The 16,475-nt window shown below is 70.9% G+C and carries 17 protein-coding genes and 1 tRNA gene; 16 read left to right on the top strand and 2 right to left on the bottom strand.

Going from position 1 to position 16,475, the window contains the following annotated elements:
- Window positions 1-44 precede the first annotated feature (44 nt).
- Window positions 45-584 (top strand): DUF2716 domain-containing protein, encoded by a 540-nt coding sequence (locus tag ACWEF6_RS31680; RefSeq protein ID WP_449686300.1) that lies wholly within the window; start codon window positions 45-47, stop codon window positions 582-584.
- A gap of 20 nt (window positions 585-604) precedes the next feature.
- Window positions 605-1,003: an immunity 7 family protein gene (locus ACWEF6_RS31675; RefSeq protein WP_449674158.1), complete on the top strand. Its 399-nt coding sequence runs from the start codon at window positions 605-607 to the stop codon at window positions 1,001-1,003.
- 112 nt (window positions 1,004-1,115) lie between these two features.
- Here the strand turns inward: ACWEF6_RS31675 and ACWEF6_RS31670 are convergent.
- Window positions 1,116-1,188: transfer RNA gene (locus ACWEF6_RS31670), tRNA-Gly, on the bottom strand.
- 187 nt (window positions 1,189-1,375) lie between these two features.
- Between ACWEF6_RS31670 and ACWEF6_RS31665 the strand changes: the two genes are divergently transcribed.
- The 12 genes from ACWEF6_RS31665 (at window position 1,376) to ACWEF6_RS31610 (ending at window position 13,556) form a co-directional block, all read left to right on the top strand.
- Entirely contained in the window at window positions 1,376-2,935 is a 1,560-nt protein-coding gene (locus ACWEF6_RS31665; protein ID WP_449686299.1) for a sigma-70 family RNA polymerase sigma factor, read from the top strand.
- 114 nt (window positions 2,936-3,049) lie between these two features.
- The gene (locus ACWEF6_RS31660) at window positions 3,050-3,490 is read left to right on the top strand and encodes a DUF983 domain-containing protein (RefSeq protein WP_086842855.1); all 441 of its coding nucleotides are present in this window, start codon (window positions 3,050-3,052) and stop codon (window positions 3,488-3,490) included.
- Window positions 3,491-3,502: 12 nt separating this feature from the next.
- Window positions 3,503-4,363: an Fpg/Nei family DNA glycosylase gene (locus ACWEF6_RS31655; protein WP_449674154.1), complete on the top strand. Its 861-nt coding sequence runs from the start codon at window positions 3,503-3,505 to the stop codon at window positions 4,361-4,363.
- Window positions 4,364-4,462: 99 nt separating this feature from the next.
- Window positions 4,463-5,779, top strand: coding sequence for a histidine kinase (locus tag ACWEF6_RS31650; protein WP_449686298.1), 1,317 nt, complete (start codon window positions 4,463-4,465; stop codon window positions 5,777-5,779).
- Window positions 5,780-5,798: 19 nt separating this feature from the next.
- Window positions 5,799-6,644, top strand: a complete 846-nt coding sequence (locus ACWEF6_RS31645) for a S49 family peptidase (protein WP_449686297.1) — start codon at window positions 5,799-5,801, stop codon at window positions 6,642-6,644.
- Between the two features lie 43 nt (window positions 6,645-6,687).
- Window positions 6,688-7,149 carry a hypothetical protein gene (locus tag ACWEF6_RS31640; protein ID WP_449686296.1) on the top strand — a complete coding sequence of 154 codons (462 nt, stop codon included), beginning with the start codon at window positions 6,688-6,690 and terminating at the stop codon, window positions 7,147-7,149.
- Between the two features lie 293 nt (window positions 7,150-7,442).
- A complete protein-coding gene (locus tag ACWEF6_RS31635; protein ID WP_449686295.1) occupies window positions 7,443-8,831 on the top strand; it encodes a glycoside hydrolase family 16 protein in 1,389 nt (462 codons plus the stop codon).
- An 82-nt stretch (window positions 8,832-8,913) separates the two neighbouring features.
- Window positions 8,914-9,747 (top strand): LytR/AlgR family response regulator transcription factor, encoded by an 834-nt coding sequence (locus tag ACWEF6_RS31630; RefSeq protein ID WP_310968230.1) that lies wholly within the window; start codon window positions 8,914-8,916, stop codon window positions 9,745-9,747.
- A gap of 15 nt (window positions 9,748-9,762) precedes the next feature.
- On the top strand, window positions 9,763-10,293 hold the full coding sequence (locus ACWEF6_RS31625) for a hypothetical protein (RefSeq protein WP_449686294.1): 531 nt from the start codon (window positions 9,763-9,765) through the stop codon (window positions 10,291-10,293).
- A 31-nt stretch (window positions 10,294-10,324) separates the two neighbouring features.
- Window positions 10,325-12,115, top strand: coding sequence for a sodium/solute symporter (locus tag ACWEF6_RS31620; RefSeq protein WP_449686293.1), 1,791 nt, complete (start codon window positions 10,325-10,327; stop codon window positions 12,113-12,115).
- 41 nt (window positions 12,116-12,156) lie between these two features.
- Window positions 12,157-12,516: a rhodanese-like domain-containing protein gene (locus tag ACWEF6_RS31615; protein ID WP_310968227.1), complete on the top strand. Its 360-nt coding sequence runs from the start codon at window positions 12,157-12,159 to the stop codon at window positions 12,514-12,516.
- Between the two features lie 2 nt (window positions 12,517-12,518).
- Entirely contained in the window at window positions 12,519-13,556 is a 1,038-nt protein-coding gene (locus tag ACWEF6_RS31610) for a DUF4328 domain-containing protein (protein WP_449686292.1), read from the top strand.
- Here ACWEF6_RS31610 and ACWEF6_RS31605 read toward each other — a convergent pair.
- A complete protein-coding gene (locus ACWEF6_RS31605) occupies window positions 13,553-14,143 on the bottom strand; it encodes a TetR/AcrR family transcriptional regulator (RefSeq protein WP_449686291.1) in 591 nt (196 codons plus the stop codon). The genes ACWEF6_RS31610 and ACWEF6_RS31605 overlap by 4 nt on opposite strands.
- Before the next feature lie 95 nt (window positions 14,144-14,238).
- Between ACWEF6_RS31605 and ACWEF6_RS31600 the strand changes: the two genes are divergently transcribed.
- Together ACWEF6_RS31600 and mca are read left to right on the top strand one after the other, a co-directional pair.
- Window positions 14,239-15,591 carry a DHA2 family efflux MFS transporter permease subunit gene (locus ACWEF6_RS31600; protein ID WP_449686290.1) on the top strand — a complete coding sequence of 451 codons (1,353 nt, stop codon included), beginning with the start codon at window positions 14,239-14,241 and terminating at the stop codon, window positions 15,589-15,591.
- Window positions 15,588-16,430, top strand: a complete 843-nt coding sequence (gene mca / locus ACWEF6_RS31595) for a mycothiol conjugate amidase Mca (protein ID WP_449686289.1) — start codon at window positions 15,588-15,590, stop codon at window positions 16,428-16,430. The genes ACWEF6_RS31600 and mca overlap by 4 nt, the downstream gene beginning before the upstream one ends.
- Window positions 16,431-16,475 lie beyond the last annotated feature (45 nt).

Below are 16,475 nucleotides of genomic sequence, written 5' to 3'. Positions count from 1 at the left end.
AGCTTTCGCGTGTTCTTCCGCGCCTGGCCGACTCGAGGTCTCAAGTGAATGCTGCCTGGGAAGCCGTCTCCCGCGTCGTCGACGAGCCCGCCTGGTACTGGGTGTACGACAAGCTGGCGTTCTGGCCGAGCACCTACGCGCACGCCTGGCCGGGCTTCCGCGAGCCGGCGCCGTCGCGGACGTGGGACCTTTCGCCCGGGAACCTGGACCGCGCCTCGGCGGAGTTCCGGCTGGGCCCGTACGCGGTCGAGGAGCACCAGGTCGCCACGATCGCGCTGGCCGCGTTCCGCGAGGTCTGCGGCCCGGACGACTGGATGTGGGCGCTGCACTGGCAGCACCAGTCCTACCGCGTCCGCCCGCACCTGATGTCCGGGAGCGCCCGGTGGCCGGTGCCGGTGTTCCCGCGCGCGGACTACCACCTGTTCCTGGCCTCGGACTTCTCGTACGGCACGCTCGGCCACCCGTGGGAGCGGACGCTGTGCGTGTTCGGCGAGAAGCTGGTGCCGGCGTTCGAGCGGCTGGGCGAAGGGGTGCTGTCGAACGTGCTGCGCCGTGACGGGAAGCCGTCGGCGCTGGCCCGCTGAGCCTTGCTACCGTTCTGCGGGTGTTCGAATATCACGGCTGGGTGACCATCCAGGCGACCGCGAGCGGCGACGACGACGCGGCGCTCCTGGAGCGCCTGGTCGACCGCGTGCACCGCGCGATCCGCGACGCGGCCGAGTTCGACCTGGTCGACCTCCGCTGGAGCGCGGGCATCCCGATGCTCCACTTCGGAGGGTTCGACAAGCACGGCGCCCAAGCCGCCGAACTGCTGACGCTCTTCACCCGAGCGGGCGAATTGGCCCCGGGTTCGTACGGCCTGCTCTTCACCTGGGACGACCAGGACACGGAGAACGACAACAACTTCCGCGTCTACCGGATGGCCCGGGGCCAGGTAACCGAGCGCGAAGACCCCCACCTGACGCCGGTGGCCCCCACGATCCTCGACACCTACGAGCTCTGAACCCGCGGCAGCCCCCCTGCGGCCTGACGAAGGCCCGGGAGCTCGGCCCGTCCGGGTGAAATGAACAAGGGGCCGCGGTCCGGTTTCCCGGACGCACGGCCCCTTGTTCCTGAGCGGATGACGGGATTCGAACCCGCGACCCTCACCTTGGCAAGGTGATGCGCTACCAGCTGCGCTACATCCGCACTGCCTTGCTGATGGGAAGAACTCTATACCCTCCGTGTGAGGGGGTTGTCACCGGGTCCCCCCGTTCCCGGACCGGTGCTTCGGTGTCACAGCTGGCGTACAAGGGGTGACGACGGCTGATTCGCTCCGTATGGTGTCTCCATTCGACCGAATGGGGAGACCTTCGGGGAGGAGGTGCCGGGCCGGATGACCGAGCTGGGCACGGTGCCGCCACCAGCGGCCTCGGAATCCGACGAGCAGGCACTGCTGCAACGGCTCCGCAACGGCGAGGACGCCGCGTTCGGGGAGCTGTTCGAGCTGCACGCCGCCGCGGTCCGCCGGCTCGCGCAGAGCCTGGCGGCCGATCGGTCCGAGGCCGAGGACATCACCGCGGAGACGTTCTTCCGCGTGCTGCAGGCCCTCCGCCGGGGCGCCGGTCCCCGTGACTACGTCCGCGCCTACCTCCTGACCGTCGCCCGCCGGGTGTCGTGGGAGTGGCACGGTGCCCGCCGGGACGTCCCGGTGTCCGACGACGAGCTGACCTTCCGCGCCGGGGCGGGTGCGGACACGCACGCCCGCACGGCCGAGCATTCGCTGATCACGACGGCGTTCACCAGCTTGCCGGAGCGGTGGCGGACGGTGTTGTGGCAGACCGAGGTCGAGGGCGAGCAGCCCGCGATGGTCGCTCCCCACTTCGGGTTGAGCGCGAACGCGACCGCCGCGCTGGCCCGCCGGGCCCGGCAGGGGCTGCGCGCGGCGTACCTGCAGGCGCACCTCTCGGTGAGCCGCGGGCCGGATTCGTGCCGGGCGGTCGTCGAAAAGCTCGGCGGGTTCACCGCGGGCAGCGTCACCGGTGCCGAGGCCGAGCGGATCAAGGCGCACCTGCACGGCTGCGCGTCGTGCCGGGCGACGCAGGACGAGCTCCGGGACGTCTGTTCGTCGCTGCGGGCGCACGCCGGCGTGCTGGTGCTGCTGGTGCCGGCCGCCGCTTCGCTGGGCGGCAGCGGGGTGCTGGCCGGGCTGGGCGCGACGGTCAAGGGCGTGCTGGTCGGGTCGAAGGTGAAGATCGGGCTGGCGCTGGCGTCGACCGCCGCGGTGGGTGCCGTGGGCGTCGCGGCCGGGCCGGTGCTGTTCGGGTCCGGGCCGGTCCAGGACGTCGGGTTGTCCGGCGGGGCGCCCGAGCTCGTCGTGGTGCCGCCGTCGGAGACCCACCACCAGCCGCCACCCCAGGCGCCGCCGGAGCCGCGGATCGGCATCGGCGTGCTGAACGGGCGCGGCACCGGGGCCGCGGTCCCGGCCCGGTCGCGGGGCGGGGAGCGCCAGGTCGCCGCGAACGAAGTCCCGCAGGTGCCGGTGGCCGGGGACGTCCCGGTCTCCGAAGTGGGCGGTGCCGGTGCGCAGCCGGCCCCGCGCGAAGACCTCACGTCGACGACGTACCTGGCGTCCGACCAGCCGCCGCCGACCTCGCCGCGGCTGGACACGTCGAGGCCGGAGATGACGATCACGACCGAGTCCACCGACGAGCCCGTGCCGGAGGACGCCAAGGGGCCCGAGCTGTCGCCGACCGGCCGGCCCGGCAAGCCGGTCCCGTCGTCGGACGAGGCGGAGAAGCCGGCGCCGAAGGACGATGAGACCGGAACGACACCGCCCGAACCGTCGACGACCGTGACACCGACATCGGAGAAGCCGTGCCCGGGCAGCGCGTCGTCCGTCACCGGGTCGGGCGAACCGGCGGACGCGACCGCGGCCCCGCCGTCGGGTTCTTGATCAGCGGTGATCTCCTCCGGCGGGCGAGATGTCCGATTCCTCCCTCGCGCGGGCGCGCCGCGGCACGGTAACGTTGAGGACGCTCACCCTGCGGGCGCCCCGGGAGGCAACTGAATGAACCGGCTGGTACGCGGCGAAGACGGCCGCGACTGGGTGGTCCGTGCCCAGATGGAATGGCGCGCACCGGCGACCGCCGACGACTTCGAGCACGACGTGGCGGGCAGCTACGGGCCCGGGATCGCGATGATCGTCGTCACCGCGCTGCTGGCGGTGATCCTCATCGTGTGGACGCCCGACCAGGTCAACGTGCCCGCGTGGGTGCTCTTGGCGCTGCTGCTCGTGGTGCTGTTCTTCCCGCTGCGGTGGATCCTGCGCCGCCCGTGGACCGTGGTCGCGGAGACCGAGGGCGACGTGACGGGGGACCGGCCGTCCGAGCGCTGGGTCGGCACCATCCGCGGCATGTTCACCGTGCAGGGCGAGGTCAAGAAGATCTCCAAGACCATCCAGCGGCACTCGCTGCCGGACTTCGACGGGCCGCTTCACCCGGTCGAGTAGGACACTGGAGCCATGCCCGAGCTACCCGAGGTCGAAGCACTGGCTCACCACCTGCGCGAGAACGCCGTGGGCCGGACGATCTTCCGCATCGATGTCGCATCGCTGAGCGTGCTCAAGACGGCGACACCGCCGTGGACCGAGCTGCACGGCCGCGAGATCACCGGCGCGACCCGGCACGGCAAGCACCTCGACGTCGTGGCCGGCGACCTGCACCTGGTCGTCCACCTGGCCCGCGCGGGCTGGTTGCGCTGGTCCGACGGCCTCGCCGCGGCGCCGCTGAAGCCGGGCAAGGGCCCGATCTCGCTGCGCGTGCACCTCGAGTCCGCCACCGGGCCGGGCTTCGACCTCACCGAAGCGGGCACGAAGAAGGGCCTCGCGGTGTGGATCGTGAAGGACCCGCAGGAGATCGCAAGCGTGGCGCGGCTGGGCCCGGATGCGCTCGCCGTCGACGCCGCCCAGCTGCGTGAACTGTTCGCCGGCAAGAACACCCGGCTGAAGTGGGCGCTCACCGACCAGTCGCTGCTCGCCGGGATCGGCAACGCCTACTCCGACGAGATCATGCACCGCGCGAAGCTCTCGCCGTACGCCACGATCGGCAAGCTCGGCGAGGGCGCGCTGGAAACCCTCGCCGAGGCGATCCGCGAGATCGAGACCGACGCCGTCGAGCGGTCGGTGGGGCAGAAGGCGGCCCGGCTGAAGGGCGAGAAGCGGTCGGGGCTGCGGGTCCACGCGCGCACCGGGCTGCCGTGCCCCGTCTGCGGCGACACGATCCGCGAAATATCCTTCGCCGACAAGTCGTTCCAGTACTGCCCGACCTGCCAGACCGGCGGCAAGCCGCTCGCCGACCGGCGGATGTCCAGGCTGCTGAAGTAGCGGCTTCCGGACGCTCGGTAGGGTCTTCTCCACCCTCGGTCAGCGCAGTTGGACAGAAAGTGGGATCAGGCCTTGCACCCGGTCGTTCGAGCGCAGAGCATGGACGCCGTGTCCGGGTTCCCGCTTGCGCAGATCGTCCCGTGGGGTCTTGTGGCGCTGCTCGGCGTCGCCGTGATCGTCCTGGTCGTGAAACTGCGCAAACCGGGCAGCGAGGTCGAGGACGCCATGCTGCAGGCGGTGCACCGGATGTCGAAGGCGGCGCCGAACCTGCGCTCCGGCCTGGACGAGGACGCCGCCGACAAGATCACCACCCAGCTGCTGCAGATGCTCGACTGCGTCGCCGTCGGCATCACCGACAGCGAAGGCACGCTCCTGTCCTGGGACGGCGAGGCGAACGAGCACTACGTCGACCTGGTCGAGGCGATCGGGGCGGCGATCCGCAAGCACCGCCGCGAGGTCGTCGCGCACGACCGGATGCCGTGCAACCACCGCGGCACCTGCCGGATGAAGACCGCGGTCATCGTGCCGCTGCTGGTGGAGGGCGAGACGGAGGCGGCGCTGATCGTCGTCGGCCGGACCCGCGGCCGGCTGGTGCAGATGGCCGACGCCGTCGCCCAGTTCGTCTGCACCCAGTTCGAGCTGGCCCGGCTCGACGAGTCGAAGCACCAGCTCCAGCAGGCCGAGATCAAGGCGCTGCGGGCGCAGATCTCGCCGCACTTCGTCTACAACGCGCTGAACACGATCTCCGCGCTGATCCGCACGGACCCCGAAGAGGCGCGAGAGCTGCTTCAGGACTTCGCCGACTTCACGCGCTACTCGTTCCGGACGTCGGGCATGTTCACCTCGCTCGCCGAGGAGCTGCGCAACATCGACCGCTACCTGACCATCGAGAACGCCCGCTTCGGCGGCCGGCTCGAGGTGCGGATGAAGATCGCGCCCGAGGTGCTCAGCGTCGTCGTGCCGTTCCTGATCATCCAGCCGCTGGTGGAGAACGCGGTCAAGCACGGGCTGGCCAGCAAGCCCAGCGGCGGCTGCGTCACGGTGATCGCGCAGGACTACGGCACCGAGGCGCTGATCAGCGTCGAAGACGACGGCATCGGCATGGACCCGCGGCGGCTCAACGACCTCAAGAGCGCCCACCGCACCGGCGCGCACGTCGGGCTCGGCAACATCAACCAGCGCATGCAGCAGGTGTTCGGCAGCGACTACGCGGTGATGGTCGAGACCGCGCCCGGCGCCGGCATGAAGGTGACGCTCCGGGTGCCGAAGTTCGTCCCGGGCGTCCGCCCGAACATGCCGGACTACAGCTCGGACGCCGAGGCCGACGTCCCCGCCCAGGGCGGCCCCGCCCAGGTCAACGGCGCCGAGGTGAACGGCGTCAACGGCACCCGCTCGGGCATCCTCCCCATGGGCTGAATCCGGCTAGCCTGGCTGCATGAGCGTTACGGACAAACTGGCTTCGCGGATCCCGGTGCTCGCCGACCGGGTCGAGCGCAAGGACGTCGTGGCCGTGGTGAAGCTGCACGGCGTGATCACGCCGTCGCCGTCCCCGCTGGCCAGGGGCGCGATCAACCTCGCCGCCGTCGAATCGGCCCTGACCAGGGCGTTCGGCCACGAGCGATTGAAGGCGGTGGCGCTGCTGGTGAACTCCCCGGGCGGCGCGCCGACGCAGTCGGGGCTGGTCGCCGAGCGGATCCGCCAGCTGGCCGACGAGAAGAACGTGCCGGTCCTGGCGTTCTGTGAGGACGTCGCCGCCTCGGGCGGCTACTGGCTGGCCTGCGCGGCGGACGAGATCTACGCCCACCGCACGTCGATGGTCGGCTCGATCGGCGTGATCAGCGGCGGCTTCGGCTTCACGGGGCTGCTGGAGCGCTTCGGGATCGAGCGCAGGCTGCACACGGCGGGCGCGAACAAGTCGCGGCTCGACCCGTTCTCGCCCGAGAAGCCCGAAGACGTCGAGTGGCTGAAGAAGATGCACACCCAGCTCCACGAGCTGTTCGTGAACTGGGTCAAGGAACGCCGCGGCGACCGCCTGACGGACGCGGAGGACCTGTTCACCGGCGACGTCTGGCTCGGCGCGAAGGCGGTCGAGCTCGGCCTGGCCGACGGCCTCGGCAGCCTCCGCCAGGTCATCACCGAGCGCTACCCGGACGCCGAGATCTCGGTGGCCGAGCCGAAGAAGCCCCTCCTCGCCCGCCTGGGCATCGGCGCACCGGCGGCCGCGTCGGCGGTCCTGGACGCGGTGACCCAGAAGGCCGCCTGGTCCCGCTTCGGCCTCTGAGGGGCAACTTGCCAAAACTTCTGAAAAAGTTCAGAACTGGCGCATGGTCACCACCGAGGTGCAGTGGAGCGAGTTGCAGCGCGACCCCAAGAGTGTCGTTGCCCTTGCCGATGAGGGCGACGTCCGGGTTCGTCGCCGCGACGGCGCTGCCCTATTGCTGACGAGGGAAGATCGGGCGAGTTCGGCTTCGGAAGGTTCCATCGTGGCGGCGCGGGCGCTGCGCAACGTGCTGGCTCATTTGCCGCATGACGTCGCGGCGAGCGCGCTCCTCGATGAGTTTCCGTGGGTGGACGTCCTGCCAGAGGCTGAGCAGGCTCAGTTCGTCCGGGACTTCGCACGCGCCTTCCAGGCTTCCGCGGAGCTGGGGCAGTGGTCGGTTCTGGCGCAGACGATCACCGAATGGCGCAGCACCGCTGCTATTCACGCCGACCCGAGACTCAGTGGCAAGCTCACCGGCCCGATCGACGAAGACTTCGGTCCGGTGCCGGGACCTGTGGACGCCTGATCGATGCCGGCCAAACGTGGCGATCGTGTCGCGCCTCCGGCGCGTCCCGGTGGCTGGGAAGCGCGCTTCGTGACCACTGAAGCGGCAAAGGGCTGGGAGGCTCTTTGCCAGGGGGCGAAGCCAAGCAGACCGACTAGTCCGATGTCCGATTCGGGTATTTCCGGGCAGACTTTGTGACCCAGATCACCTAACCCTGGTAACGCCTCTGGAACCACCGCAAGTCGTCAGGTCTCCTTGTCGACGGGCTTTGTTGTGAACGGCAACAAATCCGGTCGACAAGGAGGTCGTACCCGATGCCCCACTCCCGCAGACTCGCTCTCGGCGCGGTGCTCGGCGCCGCACTCATCACCGTCCCGCTCACCCTTCCCGCCGCCGCGTCCATCCCGCCGCCCGAATCGGGCTGGACCACCGTCTTCGCCGACGACTTCACCGGCGGCTCCGGAACCCTCCCCAGCAGCGCGAACTGGCTCATCGACACCGGCCACGGCTACCCGGGCGGCCCCGGCAACTGGGGCACCGGCGAGATCCAGAACTACACGGCCAGCACCAGCAACCTCTCCCAGGACGGCGCCGGCAACCTCCGCATCACGCCGCTGCGCGACGGCTCGGGCACCTGGACGTCGGCCCGCATCGAAACCCAGCGCACCGACTTCAAGCCCCCGGCCGGCGGCGTAATGCGGATCGAAAGCCGGATCCAGATGCCGAACGTCACCGGCGCGGCCGCGCTCGGCTACTGGCCCGCCTTCTGGGCCCTCGGCGGCCCGTACCGCGGCAACTACTGGAACTGGCCCGCCATCGGCGAGTTCGACATCATGGAGAACGTCAACGGGATCAACTCCGTCTGGGGCGTCCTGCACTGCGGCGTCAACCCGGGCGGCCCGTGCAACGAGACCACCGGCCTGCCGAACAACCGGGCCTGCCCCGGCAGCAGCTGCCAGTCGGCCTTCCACACCTACCGCTTCGAATGGGACGCGAGCACCAGCCCGCAGGTCCTGCGCTGGTTCGTCGACGGGCAGCAGTTCCACTCCGTGAGCCAGAACCAGCTCGACGCGACGACGTGGGCGAACATGACCACCCACCAGGGCTACTTCGTGTTGCTGAACGTCGCGATCGGCGGCGCGTTCCCGAACAACAACTCCGGCACGACCACGCCGGGACCGGGGATCGTGCCCGGCCGCCCGATGGTCGTCGACTACGTCACGGTGACCACCCGCGGCGGCGGGGGCGGCACGACGACCCCGCCGACCACGACGACCCCGCCCAGCGGCGGGAGCAGCGCTTATAGCACCATCCAGGCCGAGTCGTTCGGCCAGCAGTCCGGCGTGCTCACCGAGACCACCACGGACACCGGCGGCGGGCAGAACATCGGCGCGGTGGCCAACGGCGACTGGGTCCTCTACCCGAACGTCGACTTCGGGAGCAGCGCGGCGACGAACTTCCAGGCCCGCGTCGCGTCCGGCGCGGCGTCCGGCGTCAGCGGGCTCGTCGAGGTGCGGCTCGACAGCCGGTCCAACGCGCCCATCGGCAGCTTCGCGGTGGGCAACACCGGCGGCTGGCAGAGCTGGCGGACCGTCCCGGCGAACATCAGCTCGGTGACCGGCGTGCACAACGTCTACGTGACGTTCACCAGCGGCCAGCCCGCGGATTTCGTGAACCTGAACTGGTTCACCTTCGTGCATTGAGAGGAAGGGCCCGCGGCCCCGGCCGCGGGCCCTCTCACATCAGGCGGACGGGGGCTGGACATTGCACTCGGCAATGGGCAGGATGCGTTTCACTGTGAGTGCTCACGATGACACCCGGAAACTCGTGGTCCTGGCCGTGGACGACGAGCCGAACGGTCTTGACGAACTCGTCCACTGCCTGCGCAACAGCCCGCACGTGGCGAAGGTGTTCCCGGCGATCGACGCCTCCGAGGCGCTGCGGTTGCTGTCCACCGACGACCCGAGGCTACGCGAACGCAAGGACCGCGGCCTGCCGATCGTCGACGCCGTCTTCGCCGACATCGACATGCCCGGGCTGTCCGGCATGGAGATGTCGCGCGTGTTCGCCGCGCTGCGGCCCTCGCCCGCGCTGGTGTTCGTCACCGGGCACGCCGAGGAAGCGGTCAACGCCTTCGACCTCGGCGCCCTCGACTACGTGCTCAAGCCGTACCAGCAGGATCGCCTCGACCGCGCGATCACGCGCGTGCTGGACAAGCTGGCCGCCGCCGCGGCGCCCCCGCCCGGTGCGCTGGGCGGCGAGCCGGTCAAGAACGACGACGAGGTCATCCCGGTCGAGCTGGCCGGCACCACCAAGCTCATCCCGCGTTCCTCGGTCCGCTGGGTCGAGGCGCAGGGCGACTACGCACGGCTGTTCACCACCGAAGGCAGCCACCTGGTCCGCATCCCGCTGGCCCAGCTCGAAGAGCGCTGGGAGAAGGCCGGGTTCGTCCGCATCCACCGGTCGTTCCTGGTCGCCCTGCCGCTGATCACCGAGCTGCGCATGGGCCAGGGCGGCTACCAGGTCGTCATCGGCAACGAGGAGAAAGTGCTGCCGGTGAGCCGGCGGCACACCCGCGCGCTGAAGGACCGGCTGGTCGGTTCGGGCCGGAACGGCTGAGCCTGAGGACCGGCCATGACCGACGACTTCTACGAGCGCCGCGCGAACGGCGTCCGCGAACCGGATCCGACCCTCGGCAGGCGCGCCCGGCAGCGGCCGCTGCCGCAGCCGGCCGACCGGGCCGTCGTCGAGTCCCTGCCGCCGGCGCCGGAGAACGAGCCGCCGCCGAAGCCGGAACACCATGCGAAACCCAAGCGCGAGCGGGTGATCCTCAACGACCCGCGCCGCGGCGCCGGCACCCTGCGCGCCCGCGTCGAGCTGGAGGAGCAGACGAGCTGGGGGAAGCTGCTCGTCCGCGATCACCTGGTGAAGGTGCAGCTGCGGACGGCCCTGCTGCTCGCCCTGCTCGTCGTCGGCGTCTTCGGCTCGCTGCCCGTGCTGTTCTACCTGGTGCCCGGGTTCTCGCAGGCCAGCCTGCTCGGCATCCCGGTGGCCTGGCTGATTCTCGGCGTGCTGCCGTTCCCATTCCTGTTCGGCGTCGGAATCTGGTACAACCGGCTCGCCGAACGCAACGAACGCGCGTTCGTGGACATGATCGAAAACTAGTTTCGCACTCACTCGTGCGAGGATTCCTCCCGTGCAGTTGAACCCGTGGGCCTTGACCGGCATCGTGCTGGTCGCCGTGGTGACGCCCTACCTCGGTCACCGCTCCTCGCGGTCGGCGACGAGCACGCACGACTTCCTGGTCGCGCGGCGCACCGTGCGGTCCCGCCGCAACGCCGCCGCGATCTCCGGCGAGTACCTCTCCGCGGCTTCGTTCCTCGGCATCGCCGGAATCGTGCTGAAGGACGGCGCCGACGCGTTGTGGTTCCCGATCGGGTTCACCGCGGGGTACCTGGCGCTGATGCTGTTCGTGGCCGCGCCGCTGCGTCGCTCCGGGGCCTACACACTGCCCGACTTCGTCGAAATGCGGCTCGGTTCGCAGGGCCTGCGCCGGTTCTCCACGGCGTTCGTCGTGTTCATCGGCGTCCTCTACATGGTCCCGCAGCTGCAGGGCGCCGGGCTGACGCTGGCGACGATCCTCCCGGTGCCGGTGTGGTCGGGCGCCATCGCGGTGATGGTCCTCGTGGCGTTCAACGTGATCTCCGGCGGCATGCGGGCGATCACCGTGGTGCAGGCGCTGCAGTACTGGATCAAGCTATTCGCCATCTCGGTGCCTGCGTTCGTGCTCTGCATGGTGTTCTTCACCGGCGGCAGCCCGGACGGGTTCCGCCCGCTCGGCGCGCCCGCCCCGCCGGTGTTCGTCAGCGACACCACCGTCGACGTGCAGACCGACGTCACCCTGCACGTCACCTCGGACACCTACCTCTACGCCTACGGCCGCACCGACAACGGCCCGGCCGCCGGGCCGACGCACTGGACACCGCTGGCGCCGCACACGGTTTCCGAGGGCACCAAGCTGAAGTTCATGGCCGGCACCCCGGTCCCGGTGGTCAGCGACGCGAGCGCGGACAACGCGGACTGGCTGCACCCGGCCTCGGGCAGCCTCACCGACCTGCTCCAGACGTACTCGCTGATGTTCGCGACCTTCCTCGGCACCATGGGCCTGCCGCACGTGCTGGTCCGCTTCTACACCAACCCCGACGGCAAGGCCGCGCGCCGCACGACCGTGCACGTCCTGCTGCTGCTGGGCCTGTTCTACCTGTTCCCGACGCTGCTGGGCGCGCTGTCGCGGATGTACGTCCCGGAACTGCTGGTGACCGGCCAGGCGGACGCGGCGATCTTGCAGCTGCCCTCGGCGATCCTGCCGGGCGTCGGTGGCCAGATCCTCGGCGCGGTCACCGCGGCCGGCGCCTTCTCGGCGTTCCTGTCGAGCACGTCCGGGCTGCTGGTGAGCGTCGCCGGGGTCGTGTCGACCGACCTGCTGCCCGGCCGGGTGCGGGACTTCCGGGTGGCGGCCGCGCTGGTCGCGCTGTGCCCGATCGCGCTGGCGGTCGTGCTGCGACCGGAGGACATCTCGCTGTCGATCGGGCTGACGTTCGCGCTCGCCGCGTCGACCTTCAGCCCGCTGCTGGTGCTGGGCATCTGGTGGCGCAAGCTGTCCTGGCCGGGCGCGCTGGCCGGGATGTTCGTCGGCGGCGGCCTGGTGCTGGCCGCGCTGGTGGTCAACGTCGTGAGCGGCTACACCGGCGGCTGGGCGCCCTGGTTCGTCAACCAGCCCGCGCTGATCACCGTCCCGGTCGCCTTCGTGACGACGTACCTGGTCAGCCGCGTCACCGGCTACGGCCGCCCGGAGCACGTCCACGACATCATGCTGCGGCTGCACGCGCCGGACCCGCTCGGCTTCATGCGCGACCGGGCCGTCGCCCGGTTCGGCCAGGCCGAGGAGAAGGCCCGGGTCACCGGGCGCGGCCGGCACCGCAAGTGATGCGCTGACCTCACGCGCGGGCAACGCCTGCGCATGGCAGCATGGGAATCGTGGTGAGCCCTGCTGAACTGCCGACCGCCGAGGTCCGCGATCTGCCCCAAGACGGCCTCGTGCTGCTCGACGTCCGCGAAGACGACGAGTGGGCCGCCGGGCACGCGCCCGGCGCGGTGCACATCCCGATGGGGGAGCTGCCCGCCCGCGTCGGTGAACTGGCCGATCTGCCCGACGACCAGCCGATCCACGTGATCTGCCGCAGCGGCGGCCGGTCCGCGCGGGCGGCGGCCTGGCTGAACCAGAGCGGCTGGGACGCGGTGAACGTCGCCGGCGGCATGGGTGCGTGGCAGCGCGAAGGCCGTCCGATGGTCGGCGAGCACCCCGGCATCGAACCCGAAGTGATCTAACCTTGCACCCGGGGCAGCCTCCCGCCGGGCAGCCGTACCCGCACGGGTATTGGCCGCGTCAGGCGCCGCCGCCGTCCGCCCAGCAGCTGCAGGGCCGGACGCTGGCCGCCCAGCCGGAGCCGTACCCCTACCACCGCCGTCCGGCGCACCGGCCGAAGCTGCGCTGGGTGGCGACCCCGCCGCCCGGAGCGTGGCCACGCCGCCGCGTCGTCGCGCCCGAGCCGTACCTCGGCCCGCCGTCGTACCCGGTCCCGCCGCGCTGGGGGTTCCCGAACCTGGTCTGGCGGCGCCCGACGACGGTGCCCGGCACGGCCTCCGACGAGACCCGTCCGATCGACCGGGTGCCGGTGCTCAGCCGCAGCCTGGTCGTCGTCCTGTTCGCGTTCGCGGTGCTCGCCGTGGCCGCCGCGAGTGCGGAAATCTGGCGGTACGTGCTGCTCGTCCAGGGCCGCGAATCCGCGCTGTCCCGCTCGGTGGTGGCGTTCTCCGACGGCTTCGTGCTCACCGCCGGCCTGCTCGCCTCGATCCTCGCGCTGCTGCCCGCCGGGCTGTCGCTCTGGTGGCTGCTGGTCGCCCGCCAGGCGGCGGCGGACGTGTCGGGTGACGCCCCGCCGCGGCCGGTGTGGCAGGTGCTGGTCGGCGTCCTCGTCCCGGTGGCGAACCTGCCGCTGGCGCTGTCGGTCGTCGGCGAACTGGAACACGCGGTGCTGGGCCGCTCGCGGGACGCCCGGCCGAAGCCGTCCCGCCAGGTGCTCGGCTGGTGGGGCGCCTGGCTGCTGAACTGGATCCTGCTCGGCGTGTCGATCGGCTGGCGCTTTCGCGACGACGTGCAGTCGATGGCCGACAGCGTCGTCCTGGTCGCGCTGACCGACCTGTCCGCGGCCGGGCTGGCGGTGCTGACGGCCCTGGTCGTGCGGCGGTTCTCCGCGCTGCTGGCGCCGTCGGAGGCCCTGGCCGTGCGCGAGCTGCGCGTGCTGAAGGTCCGGGGTGCGCCCGAGCCGGAGCTGCGGTCTTCGCGGCCGGCCGGCGCCGCTCGCTAGTAGCCGCCGTAGGCCGGTTCCAGCCGGTCGAAGGCCTGTTCCGCGATGGGCCAGAGCTCGCCGACGATCGCCTTTTCGTTCTCGAGGGTCCGGTCGAAGACCTCCTGGAAGAGCACGCGCAGGACCGTGGCGAGGTGCGCCGCGGCGAGCGTCGGCTCGAGCTCTTCCTCGGGGTGGCGCCGGACGAGCAGGTCGGCGAGCGCCGTCTCGCGCTCGCGGTGCATCTCGTGCAGCGCGTTCGTCAGGATCGGGCTGTCCTTGATCATCCGCACGAAGCCGGGGCCGGAGAAGCCGACCAGGGCGTGTTCGGCGCCCAGCGCTTCGAAGTAGAGCTCGCGCGTGTCGTGGAAGACGCTGTCGCGGATCAGGGCGGCGGGCCAGGACGCGAAGTCGGCGCGGATGTCGAAGACCAGGTCTTCCTTGCGCGGGAAGTGGTTCGTCACGGTCATCTTGGCGACCCGCGCCTCGGCGGCGATGTCCGCGATCGTCACGTCCTCGAAACCGTTGAGGATGAACAGGCGCGTGGCCACGTCGGAGATGGTCTTCCTGGTCTCGTGCTTCTTCCGGTCGCGGAGTCCCTCGCTCATGGCGTCACTCTACTGGGTCGAACCCAAGTTTGTGCTTGACCCACTGAGTAGGTCCGACCTAATCTGAGGTCCGACCCAATCAACCGGGGGTGAGCATGACAACGGCGGTACGGCCCGATGCGGCGCTGTGGCGGCTGGGCGGAGTCCTGATCATGGGCGCGGTGCTGTCGATCCTCGACGCGACGATCGTGACGGTCGGGATCGGCTCGATCGCCCGTGACCTGGGCAGCCCGCTGACCACGGTGCAGTGGGTGGCGAGCGCGTACCTGCTCGCGGCCTCGATGGCCATCCCGCTGTCCGGCTGGCTGACCGACCGCTTCGGCGGCCGCGCGGTCTGGCTGGCGGCGGTGGCGATCTTCACCGCGGGCACGCTGCTGTGCGGCTTCGCCTGGTCCGCGCCGGCGCTGGTGGCCTTCCGGGTGCTCCACGGCCTGGGCGGCGGGCTGATGCAGCCGGTCGGGCAGGCGGTGTTCGCCCAGGCGGCGGGTCCGGCCCTGGGCCGGATGATCGGCGTGATCACCCTCCCGGCAACGGTGGCCCCGGTCCTGGGCCCGATGCTCGGCGGCGCCCTGGTGGCGGACTTCGGCTGGCGCTGGATGTTCTTCGCCATCGTCCCGCTGGGAGCGGCCACGTTCCTCTGCGCCCGCCGCCTCCTCCCGGCCCCGCCCCCTGGCGGCCCGCACGCCCCGCTGGACATCCGCGGCATCGCGTTGCTGTCGCCCGGTCTCGGAGCGTTCGTCTACGGCTTGGCCGAGGGAGTGGTTGTGGCCTGGATGTCCGGAGCCGCTCTGCTGCTGGCGTACGGCATCCACGCATCCCGGGCGGCGTCACCGGTGCTGGACCTGGCGTTGTTCCGGAACAGGGGGTTCGCGGTGGCGAGCGTGAGCACGTTCCTGCTGGGAGCATCGCTGTACAGCTCGATGCTGCTGCTCCCGCTGTACTACGAGCAGGTCGAGCACGCGAGCGCGCTGCGGGCCGGGCTCCTCCTGGCACCCCAGGCCCTCGGCTCAGCAGCGGCACTGCTGGCCGGCGGCCGCTTGCTGTCCCGCTTCGGCCCCCGCCGCATGATGCTGGCCGGACTAGCCTTGTCCCTCCTGGGAACGCTGGCCTTCACCCGCCTCACCACGGCCCCCGACAGCGCCCTGCTGATGGCGTCCCTGTTGATCCGCGGAGCCGGCCTGGGCGCGGCAACAACCCCCGGCATGACAACCCTCTACGGCTCCCTGCAGCGGTCCCAGATCCCCCGGGCGGCGAGCGCCTTCAACGTAATCAACCGCATCGGCGGCTCACTCGGCACGGCCCTGCTGGCGGCAATCCTCCACCACGAGCTGACAGCCACCCCCGCCCCAACCCCGTCAGCCTTCGCTACCACCTTCACGTGGGCACTCGCGCTCTCGGCCCTGACCTTGATCCCGGCCCCGTTCTTCCCTCGAAGGAGCACCCGATGACTCTCCGCCTCCTGAGCGTCCACGCTCATCCCGACGACGAGTCCAGCAAGGGCGCGGCCACTTTGGCCCGCTACGCGGCCGAAGGCGTAGACGTCCTGGTCGCCACCTGCACGGGCGGCGAACGCGGCGACGTCCTGAACCCAGCCCTCGACACGGCCGAGACGTGGGCGGACCTCCCGGCGATCCGCCGTCGGGAGATGGCCGCGGCCGCCGAGATCCTGGGCGTCCGCCAGCGCTTCCTGGGCATGGTGGATTCGGGCCTGCCCGGCCCCGGCGAGCCGTTGCCCGAAGGCTGCTTCGCGGCCCTGCCGCTGTCCGAGGCGGCGGCGCCGCTGGTGGCCCTGATCCGCGAGTTCCGCCCCCACGTGGTGATCACGTACGACGAAACGGGCGGTTACCCGCACCCGGACCACATCCGCACCCACGAGGTGACGCTCGAAGCCTTCACCGCGGCCGCCGACCCCGCCCGCTATCCCGGCGCGGGCGCGGCATGGCGTCCCCAAAAGCTGTACTACCAGGCAACCCTGAGCCGCGCCTGGTTCCAGGCCATCCACGACGCCACCCTGGCCGCCGGCCTCGAGTCGTCCATGTCCGAGGTCCTCAGCGAGCTCCCACCCGACAAATTCCCGGTGACCACCAAAATCCGCTGCGAGGCCTACTTCGCGACGCGAGACCAAGCCCTCCTCGCCCACAAAACCCAAGTAGACCCAGCCCACCCGTTTTTCGCCCACTCAAGAGAAATCGAACGCCAAGCCTGGCCCCACGAGGACTACCACCTGGCCCACCCCGCCCCCGCCCCAACCCCAGAAACCGACCTCTTCACCGGAGTAACCCCCTAACCCCCGTGTCGTCCACCCAGGTACGCGAGTTCCGCCTTCAATCAC

The sequence above is a fragment of the Amycolatopsis sp. NPDC004772 genome, assembly GCF_053601215.1.
The sequence above is the reverse complement of the archived record's forward strand: the minus strand, read 5'-3'. Positions and strand labels throughout refer to the sequence as shown.

Bases quoted from the DNA above. Each gene is read 5' to 3' on its own strand.
- ACWEF6_RS31665 (WP_449686299.1), top strand. From the start codon at position 1,376: ATGACCGAGCTGGGCACGGTGCCGCCACCAGCGGCCTCGGAATCCGAC.
- ACWEF6_RS31660 (WP_086842855.1), top strand. From the start codon at position 3,050: ATGAACCGGCTGGTACGCGGCGAAGACGGCCGCGACTGGGTGGTCCGT.
- ACWEF6_RS31655 (WP_449674154.1), top strand. From the start codon at position 3,503: ATGCCCGAGCTACCCGAGGTCGAAGCACTGGCTCACCACCTGCGCGAG.
- ACWEF6_RS31650 (WP_449686298.1), top strand. From the start codon at position 4,463: ATGGACGCCGTGTCCGGGTTCCCGCTTGCGCAGATCGTCCCGTGGGGT.
- ACWEF6_RS31645 (WP_449686297.1), top strand. From the start codon at position 5,799: ATGAGCGTTACGGACAAACTGGCTTCGCGGATCCCGGTGCTCGCCGAC.
- ACWEF6_RS31640 (WP_449686296.1), top strand. From the start codon at position 6,688: ATGGTCACCACCGAGGTGCAGTGGAGCGAGTTGCAGCGCGACCCCAAG.
- ACWEF6_RS31635 (WP_449686295.1), top strand. From the start codon at position 7,443: ATGCCCCACTCCCGCAGACTCGCTCTCGGCGCGGTGCTCGGCGCCGCA.
- ACWEF6_RS31630 (WP_310968230.1), top strand. From the start codon at position 8,914: ATGCGTTTCACTGTGAGTGCTCACGATGACACCCGGAAACTCGTGGTC.
- ACWEF6_RS31625 (WP_449686294.1), top strand. From the start codon at position 9,763: ATGACCGACGACTTCTACGAGCGCCGCGCGAACGGCGTCCGCGAACCG.
- ACWEF6_RS31615 (WP_310968227.1), top strand. From the start codon at position 12,157: ATGGGAATCGTGGTGAGCCCTGCTGAACTGCCGACCGCCGAGGTCCGC.
- ACWEF6_RS31605 (WP_449686291.1), bottom strand. From the start codon at position 14,143: ATGAGCGAGGGACTCCGCGACCGGAAGAAGCACGAGACCAGGAAGACC.
- ACWEF6_RS31600 (WP_449686290.1), top strand. From the start codon at position 14,239: ATGACAACGGCGGTACGGCCCGATGCGGCGCTGTGGCGGCTGGGCGGA.
- mca (WP_449686289.1), top strand. From the start codon at position 15,588: ATGACTCTCCGCCTCCTGAGCGTCCACGCTCATCCCGACGACGAGTCC.